Annotated in this window: 22 protein-coding genes; 15 read left to right on the forward strand and 7 right to left on the reverse strand. The window is 67.7% G+C overall.

Features of this window, described 5'->3' with window-relative positions; genetic code table 11:
* Window positions 1–120: 120 nt before the first annotated feature.
* The 8 genes from topA to AC1DBD_RS01555 all read left to right on the forward strand — a co-directional run bounded on the left by topA (window position 121) and on the right by AC1DBD_RS01555 (window position 9,572).
* A complete protein-coding gene (topA, locus tag AC1DBD_RS01520) occupies window positions 121–2,859 on the forward strand; it encodes a type I DNA topoisomerase (RefSeq protein ID WP_441416820.1) in 2,739 nt (912 codons plus the stop codon).
* A gap of 139 nt (window positions 2,860–2,998) precedes the next feature.
* Window positions 2,999–4,024: a type IV toxin-antitoxin system AbiEi family antitoxin domain-containing protein gene (locus tag AC1DBD_RS01525; RefSeq protein WP_476981289.1), complete on the forward strand. Its 1,026-nt coding sequence runs from the start codon at window positions 2,999–3,001 to the stop codon at window positions 4,022–4,024.
* A 130-nt stretch (window positions 4,025–4,154) separates the two neighbouring features.
* Window positions 4,155–4,604 carry an SseB family protein gene (locus tag AC1DBD_RS01530; RefSeq protein WP_476892010.1) on the forward strand — a complete coding sequence of 150 codons (450 nt, stop codon included), beginning with the start codon at window positions 4,155–4,157 and terminating at the stop codon, window positions 4,602–4,604.
* Window positions 4,605–4,696: 92 nt separating this feature from the next.
* Window positions 4,697–5,716 (forward strand): Ppx/GppA phosphatase family protein, encoded by a 1,020-nt coding sequence (locus AC1DBD_RS01535; RefSeq protein ID WP_476981290.1) that lies wholly within the window; start codon window positions 4,697–4,699, stop codon window positions 5,714–5,716.
* 199 nt (window positions 5,717–5,915) lie between these two features.
* The gene (locus tag AC1DBD_RS01540; RefSeq protein ID WP_476981291.1) at window positions 5,916–6,257 is read left to right on the forward strand and encodes a YciI family protein; all 342 of its coding nucleotides are present in this window, start codon (window positions 5,916–5,918) and stop codon (window positions 6,255–6,257) included.
* A gap of 247 nt (window positions 6,258–6,504) precedes the next feature.
* Window positions 6,505–7,338 carry a pyrroline-5-carboxylate reductase gene (proC, locus tag AC1DBD_RS01545; RefSeq protein WP_441416825.1) on the forward strand — a complete coding sequence of 278 codons (834 nt, stop codon included), beginning with the start codon at window positions 6,505–6,507 and terminating at the stop codon, window positions 7,336–7,338.
* A 56-nt stretch (window positions 7,339–7,394) separates the two neighbouring features.
* Window positions 7,395–7,979 carry an HhH-GPD-type base excision DNA repair protein gene (locus tag AC1DBD_RS01550; RefSeq protein ID WP_476981292.1) on the forward strand — a complete coding sequence of 195 codons (585 nt, stop codon included), beginning with the start codon at window positions 7,395–7,397 and terminating at the stop codon, window positions 7,977–7,979.
* A gap of 75 nt (window positions 7,980–8,054) precedes the next feature.
* Window positions 8,055–9,572 (forward strand): FAD-dependent oxidoreductase, encoded by a 1,518-nt coding sequence (locus tag AC1DBD_RS01555; protein ID WP_476981293.1) that lies wholly within the window; start codon window positions 8,055–8,057, stop codon window positions 9,570–9,572.
* A gap of 34 nt (window positions 9,573–9,606) precedes the next feature.
* Here AC1DBD_RS01555 and AC1DBD_RS01560 read toward each other — a convergent pair whose 3' ends face one another.
* Both AC1DBD_RS01560 and AC1DBD_RS01565 read right to left on the reverse strand, forming a co-directional pair.
* Window positions 9,607–10,245 carry a potassium channel family protein gene (locus AC1DBD_RS01560; RefSeq protein ID WP_175321539.1) on the reverse strand — a complete coding sequence of 213 codons (639 nt, stop codon included), beginning with the start codon at window positions 10,243–10,245 and terminating at the stop codon, window positions 9,607–9,609.
* A gap of 40 nt (window positions 10,246–10,285) precedes the next feature.
* A complete protein-coding gene (locus AC1DBD_RS01565) occupies window positions 10,286–11,719 on the reverse strand; it encodes a TrkH family potassium uptake protein (protein ID WP_476908383.1) in 1,434 nt (477 codons plus the stop codon).
* A 102-nt stretch (window positions 11,720–11,821) separates the two neighbouring features.
* Here AC1DBD_RS01565 and AC1DBD_RS01570 point away from each other — a divergent pair, with 102 nt between their 5' ends.
* Both AC1DBD_RS01570 and AC1DBD_RS01575 read left to right on the forward strand, forming a co-directional pair.
* Window positions 11,822–13,045 carry an acetoin utilization protein AcuC gene (locus AC1DBD_RS01570; RefSeq protein WP_476892016.1) on the forward strand — a complete coding sequence of 408 codons (1,224 nt, stop codon included), beginning with the start codon at window positions 11,822–11,824 and terminating at the stop codon, window positions 13,043–13,045.
* 89 nt (window positions 13,046–13,134) lie between these two features.
* Window positions 13,135–13,677: an ArsR/SmtB family transcription factor gene (locus tag AC1DBD_RS01575; RefSeq protein WP_441416830.1), complete on the forward strand. Its 543-nt coding sequence runs from the start codon at window positions 13,135–13,137 to the stop codon at window positions 13,675–13,677.
* Between the two features lie 87 nt (window positions 13,678–13,764).
* Here the strand turns inward: AC1DBD_RS01575 and AC1DBD_RS01580 are convergent, their stop codons facing one another.
* The gene (locus tag AC1DBD_RS01580; protein WP_476892018.1) at window positions 13,765–15,135 is read right to left on the reverse strand and encodes an alpha-hydroxy acid oxidase; all 1,371 of its coding nucleotides are present in this window, start codon (window positions 15,133–15,135) and stop codon (window positions 13,765–13,767) included.
* Window positions 15,136–15,425: 290 nt separating this feature from the next.
* Here AC1DBD_RS01580 and AC1DBD_RS01585 point away from each other — a divergent pair, with 290 nt between their 5' ends.
* From AC1DBD_RS01585 to AC1DBD_RS01595, 3 genes are all read left to right on the forward strand, one after another.
* Window positions 15,426–16,538: a 3-deoxy-7-phosphoheptulonate synthase gene (locus AC1DBD_RS01585; RefSeq protein ID WP_441416832.1), complete on the forward strand. Its 1,113-nt coding sequence runs from the start codon at window positions 15,426–15,428 to the stop codon at window positions 16,536–16,538.
* Between the two features lie 192 nt (window positions 16,539–16,730).
* The gene (locus AC1DBD_RS01590; protein WP_346957799.1) at window positions 16,731–16,943 is read left to right on the forward strand and encodes a helix-turn-helix domain-containing protein; all 213 of its coding nucleotides are present in this window, start codon (window positions 16,731–16,733) and stop codon (window positions 16,941–16,943) included.
* 194 nt (window positions 16,944–17,137) lie between these two features.
* Complete coding sequence (locus AC1DBD_RS01595; protein WP_003792170.1) at window positions 17,138–17,236, forward strand: 30S ribosomal protein bS22; 99 nt, start codon at window positions 17,138–17,140, stop codon at window positions 17,234–17,236.
* Between the two features lie 163 nt (window positions 17,237–17,399).
* Here AC1DBD_RS01595 and AC1DBD_RS01600 read toward each other — a convergent pair whose 3' ends face one another.
* Window positions 17,400–18,218 carry an HAD family hydrolase gene (locus AC1DBD_RS01600; protein WP_441416833.1) on the reverse strand — a complete coding sequence of 273 codons (819 nt, stop codon included), beginning with the start codon at window positions 18,216–18,218 and terminating at the stop codon, window positions 17,400–17,402.
* Between the two features lie 121 nt (window positions 18,219–18,339).
* On the opposite strand from AC1DBD_RS01600, the gene AC1DBD_RS01605 reads away from it, so the two are divergent.
* Entirely contained in the window at window positions 18,340–18,612 is a 273-nt protein-coding gene (locus tag AC1DBD_RS01605; RefSeq protein WP_441416834.1) for a glutaredoxin family protein, read from the forward strand.
* Window positions 18,613–18,715: 103 nt separating this feature from the next.
* A complete protein-coding gene (locus AC1DBD_RS01610; RefSeq protein WP_441416835.1) occupies window positions 18,716–19,411 on the forward strand; it encodes a redox-sensing transcriptional repressor Rex in 696 nt (231 codons plus the stop codon).
* Window positions 19,412–19,458: 47 nt separating this feature from the next.
* Here the strand turns inward: AC1DBD_RS01610 and AC1DBD_RS01615 are convergent, their stop codons facing one another.
* The 3 genes from AC1DBD_RS01615 to AC1DBD_RS01625 all read right to left on the reverse strand — a co-directional run bounded on the left by AC1DBD_RS01615 (window position 19,459) and on the right by AC1DBD_RS01625 (window position 21,873).
* Window positions 19,459–20,316, reverse strand: coding sequence for a GtrA domain-containing protein (locus AC1DBD_RS01615; protein WP_441417889.1), 858 nt, complete (start codon window positions 20,314–20,316; stop codon window positions 19,459–19,461).
* A gap of 214 nt (window positions 20,317–20,530) precedes the next feature.
* Window positions 20,531–21,115, reverse strand: a complete 585-nt coding sequence (locus AC1DBD_RS01620; protein ID WP_441416836.1) for a hypothetical protein — start codon at window positions 21,113–21,115, stop codon at window positions 20,531–20,533.
* 209 nt (window positions 21,116–21,324) lie between these two features.
* Entirely contained in the window at window positions 21,325–21,873 is a 549-nt protein-coding gene (locus AC1DBD_RS01625) for a YceI family protein (RefSeq protein ID WP_175321455.1), read from the reverse strand.
* Window positions 21,874–22,008 lie beyond the last annotated feature (135 nt).

Genomic DNA, 22,008 nt, shown 5'->3' on the forward strand with positions numbered 1-22,008 from the left:
TTTGCAAGACGTGCCCGGGAGACTGACTTTTCCACCCGGATGCGCGGGAATCTGCAAAATATGGTGAACTAGGCGGGTATGGGCGCATCTGCCCGAGCAACCTTTTTCTGTAGGAGCACCGTGCCAAGCAAGGCCCCCACCGGCAAGAAACTCGTGATTGTGGAGTCTCCCGCCAAGAGCAAGACCATCGCCAAGTACCTGGGCGAAGGTTTCATCGTTGAGGCCTCCATCGGTCACATCCGCGACCTGCCGCAGCCTTCGGAGCTCCCCGCAGAGTTGAAGAAAACGCCGTTGGGCAAGTTCGCCGTCGACATTGAACACGACTTCAAGCCGTACTACGTGGTGTCTCCGGACAAGAAGAAAAAGGTCGCCGAACTCAAGGCCCAGCTCAAGGGCGCTGACGCCCTCTACCTCGCAACCGATGGGGACCGCGAGGGCGAGGCCATCGCGTGGCACCTGCTGGAAGTCCTCAAGCCCAAAGTCCCCGTGTACCGGATGACCTTCGGCGAAATCACCAAGGAAGCCATCCACCGCGCGATGGACAACCTGCGCGACGTGGACCAGGACCTCGTGGACGCGCAGGAAACCCGCCGCGTGCTGGACCGCCTCTACGGCTACGAAATCTCCCCGGTACTGTGGCGCAAGGTGGCCCGCGGCCTGTCCGCCGGCCGCGTGCAGTCCGTCGTCACCCGCATGGTGGTGGACCGGGAACGGGAGCGGATGGCGTTCAAGTCGGCGTCCTACTGGGACCTGACCGGCCAGTTCGGCGCGGAATCCGGCTCCTTCAAGGCCAAGCTGGCTGCTGTCGATGGCTCCAAGGTCGCCAGCGGACGGGACTTTAACGACGCCGGCGAGCTCACCTCGCGCGGCGTCGTGCACCTGAACGAGGAACTCGCCGGCGCCCTGGCCGCCGGCCTGCAGGAGGCGGACTTCCGCGTCCGCTCCGTCGACACCAAGCCCTACACCCGCCGTCCCGCGGCGCCGTTCACCACCTCCACGCTGCAGCAGGAGGCCGGCCGCAAACTGCGCTTCTCCTCCAAGAGCACCATGCAGGTGGCCCAGCGGCTCTACGAAAACGGCTACATCACGTATATGCGTACGGACTCGAATGCGCTGAGCAACGAGGCCATCACCGCCGCGCGGCGCCAGGCCTCCGAGCTGTACGGCCCCGAGTACGTCCCGGCCTCGCCCCGCGTCTACAGCGGCAAGGCAGCCAACGCGCAGGAAGCCCACGAGGCCATCCGCCCCGCCGGCGACTCCTTCCGCACCCCGGCACAGGTCGCCAAGCAGCTCTCCGGCGACGAGTTCCGCCTTTACGAGCTGATCTGGAAGCGCACCGTCGCCTCCCAGATGGCCGACGCGAAGGGCTCCACCGCGACCATCCGACTGGGCGCCGTCACCGTGGGTGGCGCGGCGGACGGCCGGGATGCCGAGTTCTCCGCCTCCGGCACCGTCATCACCTTCCCGGGCTTCCTCGCCGCCTATGAGGAAGGCAAGGACGAGAGCCGCGGAGACGAGGACTCCGAGGAAGCGCGCCGGCTGCCCAACGTGGCCAAGGGCGACGCGCTGACCGCTTCGGAGATCGTCGCCGTCGGGCATGAAACCTCGCCGCCGCCGCGCTTCACCGAAGCGTCCCTGACCGCGGAACTGGAAAAGAAAGGCATCGGCCGCCCGTCGACCTACGCCTCCACAATCTCCACCATCCAGGACCGCGGCTACGTCCGGAAGCAAGGCTCCGCGCTGGTCCCGAGCTGGATCGCGTTCTCCGTGATCCGGCTGCTCGAACAGCATTTCCACGACTACGTGGACTACGACTTCACTGCCGACATGGAAGCCGACCTGGACAAGATCGCCAACGGCCAGGAAGCCGGACCCGCCTGGCTCAAGCACTTCTACTTCGGTCAGGATTCCGAGCCCGGCCTGCTGAGCATCGTCAACAACCTTGGCGAGATCGACGCCCGCGAAATCAACTCCATCCCGATCACCGACGGCATCACGCTGCGCGTCGGCAAGTTCGGCCCGTACCTGGAGAGCTCCGTCCCCACCGTGGACCCGAAGACCGGCGAAGTCATCGAGTCCGCCCGCGCCAACGTCCCCGAGGACCTGGCTCCGGACGAGCTCACCGCCGCCAAGGCAGTCGAGCTGATGGAGACCGCCGCCCCGGAGGAGCGCGTGCTGGGCACGGACCCGCACACCGGGCACACCGTTGTGGCCAAGAACGGCCGCTACGGCGCCTACGTCACCGAGATCATCCCGGAGATGACCGAGGAGCAGCTCGCCAACCAGCCGGTGGAGTACTACAAGAACGGCAAGCCAAAGCCGCCGAAGAAGCCGGTCAAGGCCAAGCCGCGCACCGGCTCGCTGTTCGCCTCCATGAGCGTGGACACCGTGACCCTCGATGAGGCGCTGCAGCTGATGAGCCTGCCGCGGGTGCTCGGCCAGGACGCCGAGGGCAACCCCATCACGGTGCAGAACGGACGCTTCGGCCCGTACCTGAAGAAGGGCACGGACTCCCGTTCCATCGGCTCGGAGGAGGAAATCTTCACCATCACGCTGGAACAGGCACTGGAGATCTACTCGCAGCCCAAGCAGCGCGGCGCCCGCGCCGCCGTCCCGCCGCTGGCGGAGTTCGGCCCGGACCCGGTCTCGGAGAAGAACATCGTGGTGAAGGAAGGCCGCTTCGGCCCGTACATCACCGACGGCGTCACCAACATCACGGTGCCGCGCAGCACCGCCATCGAGGAACTGACCCGGGAACGCGCCGTCGAACTCCTCGCCGAGAAGCGGGCCAAGGGCCCGGTCAAGCGAACGACGACGGCCCGCAAGGCCCCCGCCCGCAAGGCCGCCGCCAAGAAGTAGGTGCACTTCGCCCCCGCTCGCGGGTTCCTTCCCAGCTCGACGTCAGAAGACGCCGACGGCGGACGGAACCCGCGAGTCGTTGTGCACATAGGTCCATCGCGGACTTTCGGAAGGGGAGCGGTGGCGGCAGGCTGGCGCCATGGAATACCCCGCCACCCAGCCTGAGGACCCCCTCGCTGTTGTATGGGCCGGTTCCGCTGAGTCGGCCCGTCCGTTGACGCCGGGCCCGGGACCTTCGGCAGCAGCCCTGGACCCAAAGCTTCCCGAAGCCGTCAACCTGTGGCGGACCGAGGAACTGCTGGACCGGGGCCTGTCCGCACGGAAAATTCGGCAGCTGGCTGCCGGCGGCGCCCTCCTCAAGCTGCGCCGCGGCTGCTATGTCCGCCGCTCCTTCTGGGCAGCACTCGACGCGAACGGTGCCTCGCGCTGCCGGATCGAGGCCTACGCCCACCGCTGCCTGACAAGCTCAACGGGAGCCTACGTGTTCAGCCACACCACGGCAGCCCGGCTCCACGGCCTCTTTCTGTGGCAAGTAGACGACACCATCCACCTCACGGTGCCGTTCCTCCCGTCGACCGGTGGCCACGCGGGCGACGTGCGGGCGCATACCCGTGCGCTGACTCCCGCCGACGTCGTGCACGTGGCCGGGCATCGCGTTACGTCGCTGGCCCGAACGGCCGCGGACAGCTGCCTCGTCCTGAACTATGCGCAGGGGCTGATTCTGATGGACCATGCCCTGCGACTCGGTGCCGGGCGGGAGGCGGTGGAGCTGGAGTGCGCCCGGCTCCGCGGGGCGCCGGGCGTCTCGACGTTGAAGAAGGTGCTCGCCCATGCGGATCCGCTGTCCGAGTCGCCGGGTGAAACCCTACTCCGCGATCTGGTCCGGCGGCTGAGGCTTCCTGCTCCGCAGCTCCAGTTCGAGGTCCGGACGCGGCTCGGGACGTACAGGCTGGATTGCGCATGGCCGGAGCGGCTGGTGGCGTTGGAGTTTGATGGCCGCGGCAAATACTTCGACTATGACCCCACTGCCGAGGCCATTTTTGCCGAGCGGCGCCGCGAGAAGGCACTGATGGAGCTGGGCTGGAAGTTCATCCGGGTCGAATGGCGGGACCTGTTCCGCGAGCACGAGCTGAAGACGAGGCTGCTTCAGGTGCTCGGGCGCTGAGATTGCCGTCTGCTCGCGGCTTTGAGCCGGGCTCGCGGTGTCAGTACCGCGAGCGTGGACGGAGACCGCGAACCGGCCGGGCGCCCAGGAAGGAATTGCGGACCGGGGCGTGACGTGATCGAGTAGGAACATGACTGAACAGCCAGAACCCATGGATCTCCAGCCGCTCAACGACCTCGAAGAGAAGCTCGCCCGGGGGGAGCAGCCGGACGCCAACCCGGTGGAGGTCATCCTGTCCTTCCTCAACAACGAGGTCTACATCGTCAGCTCCGACACGATCGACGGCCCGGACTCCCAGGTGGAGCCGCTGGTGCTCGCCAACGCTGCGGGAGAGCCCGTGCTGGCCGTCTTCTCGCACCCGAGCCGTGTGGCGGAACAGTTCCTCGCCGCCGCGCCGAACGTGCTCGGCACCCAGGGCTCGGCAATCATCGGCAACCTCGGCGACCAGCTGGGTATGGTCATCAACCCCGGCGCCGTCTACGGCTTCGAAATCGACCCGGAGGGCGTGGCGAACATCCGCCGGGACTTCAAGCCGTCCGAGCAGGAGCCGGACTCGGCCCAGGACGACAGCCAGGCCTAAGCGGGACGGGCCTAAGCGGGACGGGCCACGGCGCGAGGTCTCGCCACTGCGCCCGGTTAGGGCACAGCCCCTCCGGGGAGAATAATGGCAGCATGCGGCTAGGCGTCCTCGATATCGGGTCCAACACTGTCCACCTCCTCCTCGTGGACGCCCACCCCGGCGCGCGACCGGTCCCGTTCGCCTCGCACAAGCGCCCGCTCTCCCTGGTGCAGTTCCTCGACGCGGACGGCAACATCAACGACGCCGGCCAGCATGAACTGATCGAGTTCGTCCTCGAAGCCTGGGAGTTCGCGGCTAAACACAAGGCCGAGGACCTGCTGGCGTTCTGCACCTCCGCGATCCGCGAGGCCACCAACGGGTCCGCCGTCCTGGCCCGGGTCAAGCATGAAACCACCGTGACGCTCCGGGAGCTGACCGGCAGCGAAGAGGCGTCGATGACGTTCTTCGCCGTCCGCCGCTGGTACGGCTGGGGCGCGGGTCCCGTGCTGAACCTGGACATCGGCGGCGGTTCCTTCGAAATGGCCTACGGGGAGGACGAGCTGCCCGAACTGGCGACGTCGGTCCCGCTCGGTGCGAGCCGGCTCACCCGTGACTGGCTGCAGGAGGACCCGCCCTCGGCCAAAAGCGTCAAGGAGCTTCGCCGTTATATCCGGACCACCCTGAAGCCCGTGGTGCGGGACTTCGCGAAGCTGGGCAAGGCCAACCACGTGGCCGGCACTTCCAAGACCTTCCGCTCGCTGGCCCGCATTGCCGGGGCCGCCCCCAGCGGGGCCGGGCCGTACGTCAAACGGGAACTGTTTGCCACGGACCTGGGCCTGTGGGCGCAGCGCATCTCGGCCATGGAGGTGGAGGACCGGTTGAATCTTCCCGGTGTCTCCGAAGCCCGCGCCCACCAGCTTCTGGCCGGCGCGCTGGTGGCGGAAGCGGCCCTCGAAATGTTTGAGTTTCCAAGCTTGGAGATCTGCCCCTGGGCCCTCCGCGAAGGTCTGATCCTCCGCCGGCTGGATCAGCTGGTCTTTGAGGGGCCGCTGCAGCCCGCGCCCCACGTAGCCCGGGCCGACGAGCCCGCCGAGCCGCAGACACCGGACGCGGACGGGCCCGGCGCCACGTAACGAGCGCCACGTAACAAGCGCTCCGGAACAGGCGCCACGTGACAGGCGCAACGCAACATCGGTCGGCCGGTGACGGGTGGACGGTTTTCGCTCCGAACCGATAATTGCGGCAGCAAGGTGTCGAACCGGACGCACGCCGTTCGTCTACAAGGTGAGAGGCCGGTAAGGAACCGGCCCAATCGTCAAGGAGGACAGCACCATGGCCCAGTACCTGCTCAGCGTTTACCAGCCCGTCGGCCCGGCCCCCGCCCCGGAAGTCCTGGAACCCATCATGCGGGACCTGGAAACCCTGAACCGCGAAATGAAGGCGGCCGGCGCCTGGGTGTTCGCCGCGGGGCTCCACCCCACCGACACCGCAAAGGTCGTGCGACCGGAGGGCACCGAGCTGCTCATCACTGACGGTCCATTCGTTGAAGCGAAGGAACACCTTGGCGGATTCACCGTTATTGAGGCACCGGACCTCGACGCCGCCCTCGGCTGGGCCGGGCGGCTGACCCGAGCCACCACCCTTCCCATCGAAGTGCGGCCTATCCAGCACTAGCCCAGCACCAGCCGGACCGGTGTGCTGCTTACGGGGCTGTTAAACGGCGAAGGCACCGGCGGGCTGGAACGGGAAAATGGGGGAAACCCGCTACAGCCCACCGGTGCCGGGCAGACATCCGCATGACTGCCTATCATCACTCGCACCCTCAATGAGGTAGTACCTACGCTAATCCCCGATTTTGTGAGCAAGCTGCGCCCAGGATGTGAGCTGGCTGTGAATCGGGCCGGACTGCAATGATGGGGGAATGAGCAACCGAATCGCATTCCTGGGCTGTGGGTCAATGAACGAGGCAATCATGGGCGGCATGATCGCGGGCGGCACGGACCCCGCGGACATTGTCGCCACGGTGCGCCGGGCTGGTCGGGCGGCCGAACTGGCCGAGCGGCACCACGGCATCACGGCCATCGCCGGCGAAGAAGAGCCGGAGAACAACACGCAGGCCGCCACCGGCGCCGCCGTCGTGGTGCTGGGCGTCAAGCCGGTGGGAATCGCCGCTTTGGCCCGGGAGATCAGCGGTTCGCTCTCGCCGGACGCTATCGTGGTCAGCGTTGCCGCTGCGGTGTCGCTGGAGCAGCTGGAAGCGGCGCTCCCGGCCGGACAGCCGGTGATCCGCGCCATGCCGAACACGCCCGCTCGGCTTGGCCGCGGCGTCGTCTCCGTCTCGGCCGGTAAGCACTGCTCGGCGGAGCAACTGCAGCAGGCAAAGGACATCTTCGCGGCCGTCGGCACCGTCGTCGAGATTCCCGAGGAACAGGTGGACGCGCTGTCCGCGATCAGCGGCTCCGGCCCGGCCTACGCCTTCTACCTGGCCGAGGCAATGGCGGCCGCCGGGGCCGAACTGGGACTGGACGCCGAGCTCTCGCTGCTGCTGGCACGCGAAACTGTCGCCGGCGCCGGGTTCATGCTGGCCGAGCCGGGTGCCGACCCCGCGGCGCTGCGCAAGGCAGTGACCAGCCCGAACGGCACCACGGAACGGGCGATCGCCACCTTCGACGAGCGCGGACTCCCGGCGATCATCGCCGACGGCGCCCGGGCCGCCGCCGAGCGGGCCGCCGAAATCACCAGGCAGCTCGGCTAGCCGGAACGCGGGCGCAACCCATGACTCAGCCCGGACCGGGTGGCAGGATAGGACCCATGGAACTGCACATCACAGGGGACCCCGCAGCGGACAAACTCCTCAGCGACGACGCGTTTGCCCTGCTCACCGGCATGCTGCTGGACCAGCAGGTGACCATGGAGTCGGCCTTTGCCGGCCCGGAAAAGATCCGGACGCGCCTCGGGTCCATGGACCCCGCCGCGATCGCCGGTTACGATCCGCAAGGGTTCGTCGAGTTGTTCAAGGAGCGCCCGGCCGTCCACCGGTTCCCCGGATCAATGGCCGGCCGCGTCCAGGCCCTTGCTGAGACGGTACAGACTGACTGGAACGGCGACGCCACGGCCATCTGGACGCAGGGCGGGCCCGACGGGAAAGAGGTGCTGCGCCGGCTCAAGGCGTTGCCGGGATTCGGCGAGCAGAAGGCGAAGATCTTCCTGGCGCTGCTGGGAAAGCAGTGCGGGCTCCAGGCCGGAGGCTGGCGCGAGGCCGCCGGCCACTATGGACAGGAGAACGCCTTCCTGTCCGTGGCTGACATCGTGGATCCGGAGTCGCTGAGCAAGGTGCGGGCCAGCAAGCAGGCAGCCAAGGCCGCCGCGAAGACTGCGAAGACCGCCGGGCCCTGACCCCGCGGTAGCTCAGCCAGCGACGCCGGGACGCGCCCGACGGCGGAGGGAACCTAGTGCGTGGAGGTCGGGACCGTGACTGAACAGGCGGCAGGACGGCTACTCTCCCTTTGGTCTGCCACCGGCGGAACCGCAACGTACGCGCCCCTCGACGCGTCCCTGGACGTGGACGTTGCCGTGATTGGCGGCGGCATTGCAGGACTGACCACCGCGCTGGCCCTGAAACGGGCGGGCCAGTCGGTGGCCGTGCTCGAGGCGGCGCGGGTGGGCACCGGCGTCACCGGGAACACCACGGGCAAGGTCACCTCACTGCACCGGCTTGCCTACTCCGACCTTGCGGCCCGCCACGGCGATTCCACGGCTGGCATCTATGGGCAGGCCAACGAGGCGGCAATTGAACACGTCGCGGCCGTTGTGGCAGCGGAGGGAATCGACTGCGGCTTCCGGCGGGTGGCCAATTACACCTACGCCGAATCCGTGCAGGCCTTTGCGCTGGTCCGGGAGGAAGCGGCGCTGGCCGCGCGGCTGGGGCTGCCGGCATCCTTCACGACAGAGGTGCCGCTGCCCTTCGCGGTCCGGGGCGCCGTCCGGTTCGACGGCCAGGCCCAGATCCACGCGCTCAGGTATGTGCAGGGTCTGGCCCGTGCGGTGGACGGGAACGGCAGCTTCGTCTTTGAGCAGTCGCCTGCTACGAGCTTCCGCGACGGCGCTCCGGCCGTGGTAGTTACGGAACGGGGATCAGTCCGGGCCAAGGAGATCATCGTGGCGACCAACCTGCCGTTCGGGGACGGCGGGCTCTACGCCGGGCGATGCTACGCGCACCGCTCGTATGTCGTCGCCGGCAAGAGCCCAGTTGCTCCGCTGGACGCAACCTTTGTCAGCGTTGATGAGCCGATGCGCTCGATCCTGACCGTCGACGTCGAAGGTACCAGTTACGTGCTGGCCGGCGGCGAAGGACACCCGGCCACCGAAAGCGTTGATTCCGCCGAACGATACCGGCGGCTGGCGGCGTTTGCCCGCGACCGCCTGGGCGCCGGGGAGATTGCGTTCCGCTGGTCCACCCAGGACGCCATGCCTGCCGACGGGCTGCCGTACGTGGGCCGCATGGCTCCGGAGTCCCGGCATGTCCACGTGATCACCGGGCTGCGGAAGTGGGGCCTCACCAACGGCACTGCCGCCGCCCTGATCCTCCGGGACACACTGGGCGGCACCGCCAACCAGTGGGCCGCGGTGTTCGACAGCAACCGAAGCGGCGGCGCCGCGCAGGCGGCGCCGCCGAGCCCGGCGGAGGAGGTTTCCGGCGCCGACGCTGTTCCGGCGTCGGTGGCCCCGGGAGAGGGGAAGGTGGTGGACGTCAACGGCGCCAAAACTGCCGTGTACGTCAGTCCCACGGGGGGCGTCCAGGCGGTCTCGGCCGTCTGCACGCACCTTGGCTGCACCGTGGAGTTCAATCGGACGGACGTGACGTGGGACTGCCCTTGTCACGGTTCCCGGTTCAGCACTGACGGCACCGTGATCCAGGGGCCGGCCACAAGGAACCTGGCCGCCGGCCCCGCCCCGGACGTCACTGCTTCCAGCCACCGAGGCCTCTAGGCCCGGCGACGGCCGCCGGCACGGGGGAGCGTTGCTACGGCCTTGCGGCGAACCGTTCCAGCAGGTCCACGTGACCGGAGACAATGAGCATGTCCCGCGCGGAAACCTTGGTCTCGGGCCGGGCGTAGGTGAAATCCTCGCCCGGGGATTTCACGCCCACTATCGTGACGCCGTACTTCGAGCGCACTTTCGATTCGTCGAGGGTGAAGCCCACGGTCTCGCGCGGCGGGTACATCTTTACGATCGCGAAGTCGTCGTCGAACTCGATGAAGTCCAGCATCCGGCCGGACACGAGGTGCGCGGCCCGGACCCCCGCGTCGGCCTCCGGGTAGATCACGTGGTTGGCGCCGATTCGGGTCAGGATCTTGCCGTGCGAGGGCGTGATCGCCTTGACCCAGAGGTGCTCGATGCCGAGGTCCACGAGGTTGACCGTGATCAGCACCGAGGACTCGATGGAGGTGCCCACGCCCACGACGGCGGAGCTGAACTCCTGCGCGCCGAGCTGGCGGAGGGCGTCAATGTTGGTCGCGTCGGCCTCCACCACGTGGGTCAGCACGCTGGCCCATTTCTGCACGAGGTTCCGGTCGCGTTCGATGGCCAGCACCTCGCGGCCCTGCTTCACCAGCTGCTCTGCGGTGGACGCGCCGAAGCGGCCCAGCCCGATGACCAGCACGGGCGCATTGTGGGCGGGACGGTTGACGGCGCCTGAGGAACTAGCCAATGATCGGTCTCTCTTCCGGGTAGTGGTACAACTGGCTGCGCTGGCGCAGGGCCAGCCCAGCGGCGAGGGTGACGGTGCCGACGCGGCCGGCAAACATCAGGACGGTGAGGACATAGACGCCGGCCGGGGGCAGCTCTGCGCTGAGGTTGGTGCTCAGACCCACGGTGGCGAACGCTGAAATGGTTTCGAACAACACCCGGTCCAGCGATGCGCCGCTGATCTGCAGCAGCAGCAGGGCCGAGACCGCCACCAGGGTGGCGCCGGCGACTATGACCGAAATGGCCACCCGCATGGTCCCCTCCGGGATGGTGCGGCCGTAGATCTTCACATCAGCGTCGCCGCGGGCCTCGGCGATGATGGCCAGGAACATCACCGCGATGGTGGTCACCTTGATGCCGCCGGCGGTCGAGGCCGAGCCGCCGCCGGCAAACATCAGCGCGTCGGTCAGCAGCATGGTGGTGGAGTCCATCTGGTTCTGGTCCACCAGGTTGAAGCCGCCCGAGCGGGTCATCACGGAGGCGAAAAGCGAGTGCGTGATCTTGTCGCCCAGGCTCATGCCGCCGATGGTGCGCATGTTCTCCCACTCCATCAGCCCCCAGAGCACGGTGCCCGCGGCCAACAGGATCAGCGAGACCTGGATGGTCAGCTTGGTGTGCAGGTTCCATTTCTTCCAGTTCAGGCCGTTCTGCTGCAGCACCATGACGACCGGGAAGCCGAGGCTGCCAAGGAAGACGCCGATCATCAGCGGAATCAGGATCCACAGGTCGGTTTCGTACGGCACGATGCCGTCCGAATGGGGCGTGAAGCCGGCGTTGTTGAACGCCGAAATGGAGTAGAAGACGCCGTGCCAGAATGACTGGCCGACGCTTTCGCCCAGTGCCAGGAACCTCGGAACCAGGGCAGCGGCCAGGGCCGCCTCAATGACCACGGAGGTGACGATGACGATCCGCAGCAGCGTGCCCACCTCGCCGAGGCGGCCCGCGTTGTTCATGGCCTCCTGCGCGATGAGCTTGCCGCGCACACCGAGTTTCTTGCTGACCATCAGTGCCAGCAGCGACGCCAGGGTCAGGGTCCCGAGGCCGCCGACGAAGATGCCGACCAGGATCACGAGCTGGCCGAAGAAGGACCAGTGCGCCGCCGTGGACACAACGGTCAGCCCCGTCACGCATACCGCCGACACCGCCGTGAAGAGGGCTTGGTGCAGCGGGGTCACCTGCCCGGTCGCCGAGGACACGGGCAGGGTGAGCAGGACGGTAAAGATCAGGACGACCACGGCGAAGGCGGAGACGGCCAGGCGGGCCGGGGAGGTGTTGGCGATGTCGTCGACGAAGTCGCGCAGCCGGGTGAAGATCCACAGGCCCTCGCGCTCCGGCTGGCCGGGGTGCCAGCTGGCCGGGCTCGGTGACCTCGACTGGCTTTGCGTCATGTGCGGCTTGTCCTCGGTTGAAACGGCGTCCTTCAGTAGTAAACCACTATATTCCGCGCAACGACGGGGATCGGGGCGGTGCGCTCCGGTAGCCTGTGATTGATGACCTTCCTGCCCGGACTCGCCCAGACCGCCCTGCCGACGACGGTGGTGTGGGACTCCGCCATGACGGCGTATAACTTCGGCCACAGCCACCCGATGGCGCCCGAACGTATGGAGCTCACCGCGCGGCTGGCCCGGAGCCTTGGACTGTTGGACCTGGACCATGTCAGCGTGGCGGCACCCTCGGTGGCTACCGACGAGGAACTGGGTGCCGTGCACAGCGCGGAATATGTCGCCGCCGTCCGCCGCGTCAGTGCCGACCCGGACACCCCGGATCTGGAACGCGGCCTCGGCACCGAAGACGACCCGGCCTTCGCCGGCATGCACGAGGCCAGCGCGCGGCTGGCCGGCGGCTCCCTGCTGGCCGCCGCCGCCATCCTGGACGGCAGCGCGGTCCGGGCCGTGAACTTCGGCGGAGGCATGCACCACGCCTCCCGCGAGCGGGCCAGCGGCTTCTGTATCTACAACGACGCCGCCCTGGCCATCCAGCGGCTGCTCGATGGCGGCGTGCAACGGGTGGTGTATGTCGATGTCGACGCGCACCACGGAGACGGAACGCAGAGCATTTTCTGGGACGATCCCAGGGTGCTGACGATCTCGCTGCACGAGACCGGGCTGACGCTGTTCCCTGGCACCGGGTTCGCCAACGAGATCGGCGGCCCGAACGCCCAGGGCAGCGCCGTGAACGTGGCGCTCCCGGCCGGGACCGGAGATGCCGGCTGGCTGCGGGCCTTCCACGCGATCGTTCCGCAGTTGGTGGGAGCCTTTGAGCCGGAGGTCATCGTCAGCCAGCATGGCTGTGACTCGCACCGCCTGGATCCGCTGACGCACCTGAACATCAGCGTGGACGGCCAGCGGGAGGCCGCCACGGCGATCGGCAACCTCGCGGCCCGCTACTGCGAGAACCGCTGGATCTCCACCGGCGGCGGGGGCTACAACGTGATCACAGTGGTCCCGCGCTCCTGGAGCCACCTGATCGCGATCGCCGCCGGGCGCCCGGTCCCGCTGCGGACCGCCGTCCCCGAGGACTGGCGGCAATATGTGCAAGAAAAATATGGAGCCAAGTACGGCGTCGAACCGCCTACGGTGATGGGCGACGACGTCGATCTCTGGTGGCGTTCCTGGGAGGTCGGGTTCGACCCCAACGACGAGGTGGACCGCACCGTGATGGCCACCCGCAAGGAAGTTTTCCCGCTCTACGGACTGGATCCCTGGTTCGACTAGGCTGCGGTTCCGGGCTGCCGGGCGAGGGCTGCGCAGACGCCCGTAATTAGTGGATGCCATCCGGCGTATATGTCGCTAGGGTGGAGGGCATGGTGACAGACGACGTATTTGCCGTCATTGCTGAGGCAACCCGGCGTGACATTCTGGTGTCCCTCCGCAACGGGGACAAAGCGGTGGGGGAGCTGGTCCAGGAGCTCGAGGCGAGCCAGCCCACCATTTCCAAGCACCTTAAGGTCCTGCGCGAAGCCGACCTGGTCAGCATGCGCGCCCAAGGCCAGAAGCGATACTACGCGCTCAACCCCAAGCCGCTGGCTGGCGTCGCCAGTTGGCTCGAGACGTTCGACGTCGGCCGCGCTGCCGCTGCCGAGCCCTCGACGCCGCCCGCCACCCCGGCACCCGGCCCGGACAGTCTTGCCGCCGCCGTGACTACCCCGCCGACTGCAGCGGAACCGGCCGCAGCGGCGTTGGCCGAACGTACCGCGGGCAGCACGCTCAGCCCCGCCGTCGCCCTCCCCGTCGGCACCGCCGGGGAGGACAAACGGCCGCAGCAGATCGGCCGGACCGTTGGCCGCGCCGCCACCCGCGCCGCGGACCTGCTGGCGAACCTGCCAAAATTCGGCCGGAAAAAGTAGCAGGCCCCACTGCCGCGCCCAGATGGCAGTTCGCGGCAGTGTTCGGCACAAACACTGCCGCGAACTGCCCTCTCGCGGAACCGTGGGCTATCTGGCGAGGAGCCGGACGTGGTCCGGGGTGAGCTCGGAGATCCGGCTGACGCCCAGCAGCGCCATGGTGCGCCGCATATCCGTCTCGAGGATCTGGATGGCCCTGTCCACCCCGGCCCGGCCGCCGGCCATCAGGCCGTAAAGGTAGGCGCGGCCGATCAGGGTGAAGTCCGCACCCAGCGCCAGTGCCGCGATGATGTCCGCGCCGCTCATGATGCCGGTGTCCAGGATGACTGCAGCGTCGCTGTTGTCCGCCTTGAGCGCCGCGGAGACCTCCGGGAGCAGGTGGAAGGGGATGGGGGCCCGGTCCAGCTGGCGGCCGCCGTGGTTGGAGAGCACGATGCCGTCGGCGCCGTGGTCCACGACCTTGCGCGCGTCGTCGACGGTCTGGATGCCCTTGACCACGAGCTTGCCTTTCCAGGTTTCACGCAGCCAGTCGAGGTCCGCGAAGGTCAGGGTGGGATCGAACATGGAGTTGATCAGGTCCGCCACGGTGCCGGTGTAGCGCGACAGCGAGGCGAAGGTCAGCGGCTCGTGCGTGAGGAAGTTGAACCACCACGCGGGCCGGTAGGAAGCGTCCAGCACGGTCTTGAGCGTCAGCGCCGGAGGGATGGTCATGCCGTTGCGGACATCGCGCAGGCGGGCGCCCGCGACGGCGGTATCCACCGTCACCATGAGCGTGTCGTTGCCTGCCTGGGCGGCGCGTTCGATCAGTTCCAGCGAACGGTCCCTGTCCGTCCACAGATACAGCTGGAACCAGTTGCGGCCGTCCGGGGCCGCGGCGGCCACGTCCTCGATCGACGCGGTGCCCATGGTGGAGAGCGTGTACGGAATGCCGGCGGCCGCGGCGGCCCGGGAACCGGCGTACTCGCCCTCGGACTGCATCATCCGGGTGAAGCCGGTGGGCGCGATGCCGAAGGGCAGCCGGGCGGCCTTGCCCAGGATCTCGGTGCCGAGGTCCACGCTGGAGACGTCGCGCAGGATGCCGGGACGGAATTCGATGTCCAGGAAGGCCTGGCGGGCCCGGCGCAGGGTGATCTCGGCCTCGGCCGCCCCGTCCGTGTAGTCGAACGGCGCCTTCGGGGTGCGACGCTTGGCCATGTCCCGCAGATCCCAGATGGTGCTGGCCCGGCGCAGCTTCGCCTCGCGGCCGAAGTCCGGCTTCTGGAATTGCATCAGCGGTGCGAGGTCAGCGTACTTTGGCACCCGGCGCTTGAGGGCGGCAGGCAGTCCGCCCCCGCGCGGCACCGGGCCCCTGCCGGCGGTGGGCGTCCCGTTGGCGGACGTCCCGCCGGTGTGATGGCTGGTGGCGGTGTCCTCCGCCGTCGTCGGGGCCTCGGGGTTGCCCATGATGGGGGGTTGCGTCATTGCTGCCTCCGGTGCGTCTCGTCACAGTCTGTGGTCCAACCACACTCTAAGGGACGCCGTCGGAATATTACGGCGCCGCTTTGCCCTCCGGCTGTTGACGGAGCTATGGTCGGTGGCATGACTAACCGTTGGTATGCGTATTTTTCGTTGGCTCTGGAGGGGCCCGCGTCTAACTGACACGCATCCAACACACCTTCAGAGCCAACAGGGCAGAGATCATCCTCTGCCCTTCGCCATTTCTCCGGCGGGTTCTGATCAGGGCCCGCTCCGCACCCGGAACAGGACCCACCATGAGCATCGAAGCAGCCCCTGACAGCCAGCAGACCACGTCCAACCTGCGCGTCAGCCAATTCACCGCGCTGCCCACCCCACAGGAGATGATCGCGGAACTCCCGCTGGATGCCCGCGGCTCCGAGGTCGTCGGCCGCGGCCGGGACGAGGTCCGCGCGATCATGGACGGCGTCGACGACCGGCTCCTGGTGATCGTGGGCCCGTGCTCCATCCACGATCCCAAGGCCGGACTGGAATACGCCCGCCGGCTGGTCAGCCAGGCCGAGAAGCACCGCGAAGACCTGCTGATCGTCATGCGCACCTACTTCGAGAAGCCGCGCACCACGGTCGGTTGGAAGGGCCTGATCAACGATCCGCGGCTCGACGGCAGCCACGACATTGCCGCGGGCCTGCGCGCCGCCCGCCAGTTCCTGCGCCAGGTCACCGCGCTGGGACTGCCCACCGCCACGGAATTCCTCGAGCCCATCAGCCCGCAGTACATGGCGGACCTCGTCGCCTGGGGTGCCATCGGGGCGCGCACCACGGAAAGCCAGATCCACCGCCAGCTGGCGTCCGGGCTGTCCATGCCGATCGGCTTCAAGAACGGGACCGACGGCGGCCTGCAGGTAGCGCTTGACGCCTGCAGTGCTGCGGGTGCCGCCCAGGCCTTCCTGGGGATCGACGGCGACGGAAGGGCCGCGCTGGTCAGCACCGCCGGAAACCCGGACACCCACGTCATCCTGCGCGGCGGCAGCGACGGCCCGAACTTCTCCGCCGCCGACGTCGAAGCCGCCTCCGCCCGGCTCGCCGCCAGGCAGCTGAACCCGCGGCTGATCGTGGACGCGAGCCACGCCAATAGCGGCAAGAACCACCACCGGCAGGCCGAGGTCGCGCTGGAGATCGGTGCCCAGCTCGAGGACGGCGGGGCCTCTGCGTCCGCCATCGCCGGCGTCATGCTGGAGAGCTTCCTGGTGGGCGGGGCGCAGTCCCTTGACGTTGCCGAACACGCCGCGGGAACCGACCAGCTGCTGTATGGCCAGAGCGTCACGGATGCCTGCATGGACTGGGACGTGACGGCGTCGCTGCTCGGCCAGCTGGCGGCGTCGGCACGCACCCGGCGGGTCCGGGGTTGAACGCGGGGGCGCAGGAGGGGCCAAGCGGGAAAATCCTGCGGAAATCCTTCGCAGAATCCTGCGGAAACCTTTCACATTGGCACCATGAACCCCTAGAGTATCTAGCACATGGTTGTTTGATGGCTCAGCATCGGCACACCGCCATGTCGTTCAGACGGGGCAGCCGTTCGCTTGAGCAAAAGGAATAGGGAAATGTCTTCGGAGGCCAACTTCTCCAACGCGCGCTTTCTCACCGTGGCCGAGGTCGCGGATGTAATGCGGGTATCAAAGATGACCGTGTATCGCCTGGTGCACTCCGGCGAAATGCCGGCGGTGCGCTTTGGCCGCTCCTACCGGGTTCCGGAAAATGCCGTCGAACAGTATCTCAAGGGTGCTGTTGTTGACGGACGTACTGAGACGGCCTGAGTCTTCCGCTGTCGCACCGGGCCGCGGCAGACCCCTTCGCGGGGCCTGCGGTCGTGGTGTGCCCCGGATAGGCGGTACCCTGTTAAGGAACGTTTTACGTCATTGTAAGAACCTGTCAGTTGTTCAGTCTGCTTGCTTAGCCCGCGGACCCTTCCCAACGGGCAGGTACTGCATCTAGCCGGTAAGGAACTTTCGTGGGTTCAGTTATTAAGAAGCGTCGCAAGCGTATGGCCAAGAAGAAGCACCGCAAGCTGCTTCGCAAGACGCGCCACCAGCGTCGCAACAAGAAGTAGAGATACTTCGAACAGCGTCAATGCCCGTTGCCTTTTCGGCGGCGGGCATTTTCTTTTCGGCAACGCGCGGCGGATCCGGCAATACGGGGCGGATGCGGACAGGGGCACCCGGGATCCGGGGTGCGCCCGTCCGAACGCGTAGCGGGCTGGCCCCGGAGTGCGCTTAGGCCGTGGGGCCGCGGAAGCGGGAGAAGCCCCGCCAGAGACCGTAGATGGCCCCGCCGACGGTTGCGGCCTTCAGGCCCAGGGTCGCGGCGCGACGGCCGGACCGGAAGTCGTAGACCGGCCAGTTGTGTTCGCGGGCGTGGCGGCGCAGCCGGGCGTCGGGGTTGATGGCCACCGGGTGCCCGACCATGCTGAGTAGCGGAATGTCATTGTGGGAGTCGCTGTAGGCCCAGCAGCGGTTCAGGTCCAGGCCCTCCGCCTCGGCAATGCCGCGGACTGCGACGGCCTTGGCAGGGCCGTGCAGGATCTCGCCCACCAGCCGTCCGGTGTAGGAGCCGTCGTGGATCTCGCCCACGGTGCCGAGGGCGCCGGTGAGGCCCAGCCGGGTGGAAATGACGGTGGCCACCTCGATCGGCGTGGCCGTGACCAGCCAGACCCGGCGGCCCACCCGCAGGTGCTGTTCGGCCAGGGCCTTGGTGCCGGGCCAGATCCGGGACTCGATCATCTCGTCGTAGACTTCCTCGCCGAGGGCTTCGATGTCCTGCACGGTGAAACCCGAGGCGAGGCTCAGGGCGGTGTCGCGGACGGCGTGGACGTCGTCCATGTTCTCGCCGCGGAACACGAACATCAGCTGCTTCCAGGCAAAGCCCGCCGCCTGGGGAATGGTGAACGCCCCGCGCTGATGCATTTTGCGGGCCACGTGGAAGAGACTGGCGCCCCTCATAAGGGTGTTGTCAACGTCGAAGAAGGCGGCTTCGCCGTGCTGCGGTGACGCAACAGGCCGCGTGGCCACAGCGACGATCTTCTCCTCGGGCATGCCACGAGTCTAGTCAATGGCGGGGGATCCCACGCGCAGAAAGGGCCCCGCCGCACCGGCCGCCCGGCTGGAACACCAGGTCGCGTCGACGCCGGGCCGGGCGCCGGGCTACCGTGGAACCATGGCCATACCCGCGCCCCTTCCCGATGTCGTACTCATCACCAAAGCTGACTGCCACCTGTGCGCGGACGCGCGCGACGCCGTCGGCCGGGTCACCGCTGCGCTGGGACTCGGCTGGTCCGAGCGGTCCATCGACGACGACGATGTCCTGCGCGAGCGCTACGCCGAGGAGATCCCGGTACTGCTGGTGGACGGGGTCCAGCGGGATTTCTGGCGGATCGACGAGGTTCGGCTGGCCCGAACCCTGCGCCGCGCCCTCGGCCAGTCAGCCTGAGTGCACCCCGGGCAAGCGGCTGAGGCGACGCGGTCCCCGGCTTTGTGGCCCGAACTGCGGGGGCTCTAGAGTGGAGTCACAACGCGACGCAATGGAGCAGATAGTGACTTCGCTGGATTCTTCACCCGACGCCCTGCCCGGGGCGGCCGGACCTGCTGCCAAGCAGATCCCGCCCGCGGCCGTGGCGCGGCTGACGATCTATTTGCGCGCCCTGACCACTTTGCTGGCCGAGGGGGTGGACCGGGTTTCCTCTGAATCGCTCGCCGAGGCTTCGGGCGTCAGTTCCTCCACCCTCCGCAAGGACCTCTCCTATGTGGGGTCCTATGGGACGCGGGGCGTGGGCTATGAGGTGCAGTACCTGAACCGGCACATTGCCGCGGCCCTGGGTTTGACCCACGACTGGAAAGTTGCGATCGTCGGCGCCGGCAACCTCGGCAAGGCCCTCGCCCGGTACGGCGGCTTCGAGTCCCGGGGCTTTGACATCGTGGCGATCTTCGACGCCGACCAGATGGTGGTGGGCAGCGAGGTTGGCTGGCTGCGGGTGAGCGACGCCGCAGATCTGGAAGCCGTGCTGCGCCGCACCGGGACCAACATGGTGGTCCTGGCGCTGCCCGCGGCCGTGGCGCAAAGCGTTTGCGACCGGGTAGTGGCCGCAGGCGTGCGCAGCATCCTGAGCTTCGCCCCGGTCATGCTGCAGGTCCCGCCGGGAGTCAATCTCCGCAAGGTGGATATGGCCACCGAACTGCAGATTCTCGCCTACCACGCACAAAGGGCGCAGGACCCGGAAGACGCCGACTGACTTCAGTCGGCCCATCCGGCTCCCGCGCCCTCTGCAGCGGTGCTTGGTTAGCGGCCGTAGGGGTTCTGCGCGTACGGGTTGGAGAACGGCTGCTGCTTCTGGAAGTAGGGGGAAACCGTCGGCAGGTACAGGATCACGATGCCGGCCACGCCCATCAGGATCACGATGATCTGCAGCACGCCGGAGAGGGCGCCGAAGGCGAATACGCCGCCGAACAGGCCAAACAGCGACAGGGCGGCAAAGACCGTTCCCAGGATGCGGGCCCAATTCTTGCCCTTGCGGACCGGGAATGCGACCAGTGCGTAGAGCCCGAAGGAGATGAGGCCGCCAATGATGCCGCTGATGGGGACGATTGCCCGCACCGCATTGAGTTCGTCCGCTGAGAGTCTCCTGCCCTGCTGGGCGCCGGCCTGCTGCATCGCGGTCTCAAAGTAGTCCGCCCCGGTAAAGGACACAACCAGGCTGCTGATGAGGGACAGGATGCCCGCACCGATGATGAGCCAGAAGGCGAGGTCGAGCTGCGGCGGCCTGGTCCCGGCTCCACCGGTGGGGAGTTCCGACGGATACTGCGCGTAAGGGGATTGGCCGTAGGGGCTCTGGCCGAACTGGCCCGGGGCCTGCCCGTAGGCCGGCGGCTGCTGGCCATAGCCGGGAGCCTGCTGCCCGTACTGGGGCCCGTTTTGCCCGTACTGCGGAGCCTGCTGCCCGTACTGGGGCGCCTGCGGGGCGTTCTGGCCATACTGCGGAGCCTGCTGGCCGTACTGGGGCGCCTGCGGGGCATTCTGCCCATACTGCGGAGCCGGCGGCTGCTGTCCGAACTGGGGAGCATTCTGGCCGTACTGCGGAGCCTGCTTGCCCGACTCGGGTCCGTCCGGGCTGGAAGGCTCGACTGGCGGGTTACTCATGGCGGTCCTTTGCATTTCGATGACGGGATGGGCTACCGGGACCAGTGTCTTCACCCTGCCCCCAGCATGGTTTAACTACACCGTACCCCGCGCTCGCGGCGGTTTGGGTCATTCCGCGGAGGTATTCTGAGGGGCATTTTTGGAGCCGCCGGCACGCGGGTATCCGCGTTTCCGGAGGCAAAGCCACCGAGGAGCAGCCTGGTGCCGAGGAAGGTCAGGAACGGCCCTTGAACGCGTCGAACCAGGCCTGCGACTTCGGCAGCCACATCAGCACGGTCGCCACCAGGCTGATGACGAAGCCGGGCCAGCTTCCGCCTCCCGCGACGCCGATGCTGGCCAGGGCGAGCACCAGGCTGACGCCGGCGGCGATGGTGAGGGCGAACCTGGCCCATTCCCAGCCCTCCTTCATCTTCATCGCCAGCGTGACCTGTGCCGCGGCCAGGGCCACCGCCACCAGCACCAGCAATAGCAGCAGGATGCCGGCCGGGGGCGAGACCACAAAGAGGACCAGGGTGCCGAAGAGCCCGATCACGCCTGCGAGCAGGCCGAGTAACCCGCCAATCACCCAGACCCAGTAGGAGATCTTCAGCTCCGTGGGCATGGCCGGGAGGTTGAGGATCCCGGAATAACCGCCCAGGGGGAGCGCGTCCCGGAAGTTCCGCGGCCGGTCGGCCGGCCACTCGATCCGGAACCCGCCGAACCGCCCGGGCTGACCCGGTCCGACCGGCGGAACGCTGCCCGGTTCCGGCGGAATGGCGCCTGGCTGATCGGGCTCGGGGACGTCGCCGGTATTGCTCATGGATTTCACTTTAGACCGCGAAACCGGTGGTTCCTAGCTGACTCCGGGGCGGGAGCGGAGGCCGCCCGGCGCGCTCGTGGAACGCGCCCAAGTCAGCCCCCGAAGCGGCCCCGGTTAAACCAAACACCCCGCGCCATCCGGGGATGGCGCGGGGTGTTGAAGAGGGCGTCGCGTGGACGGGCCCTGTCCGCCGCTCGGGGCGGCGCGGACTACGCTGCGGGGGCGATGAAGGCCAGTTCGAGGTTGATGGCAACCTTGTCGCTGACCAGCACGCCGCCAGCCTCGAGGACGGCGTTCCAGGTCAGGCCGAAGTCCTTGCGGCTGATTGTGGTCTCGGCGGTCAGGCCGGCGCGGGTGTTGCCGAACGGGTCAACGGCCACGCCGTTGAGCTCGGTTTCCAGCGCTACGGGACGGGTGACACCCTTGATCGTGAGGTCGCCCTGGAGCTCGTAGGCGTCGCCCTTGGGGACGATGGCGTTGGAGACGAAGGAGATCTCCGGGAACTTCTCGACGTCGAAGAAGTCTTCGCCGCGGACGTGGCCGTCGCGGTTGACGTCGCCGGAGTCGAAGCTCGCGGTCTTGATGGTGGCGTTCACCTTGGAGTCGGCGACGTTCTCGGCGAGGTCCAGGGTTGCGTCGGCTTCCTTGAACTGGCCGCGGACTTTGCTGATGCCCGCGTGGCGGACGGTGAAGCCGATTTCGCTGTGCGAGGAGTCGAGGGTCCAGGTGCCGGTGGTGAGGTTGGCGGGAAGTGCCATGGTGATTCTCCTTGAGTCGGGTGGGTCGTGCGGAAGTTCATCTGATCGTCGGTCTTCACTTCATTGGTTGAAGTCTCAACTAACTGCTTCACCCAGTATAAACATGCATTTGCATCTTTTATTCCACCCCCGGGG

Source organism: Arthrobacter sp. 10T419 (assembly GCF_056394105.1).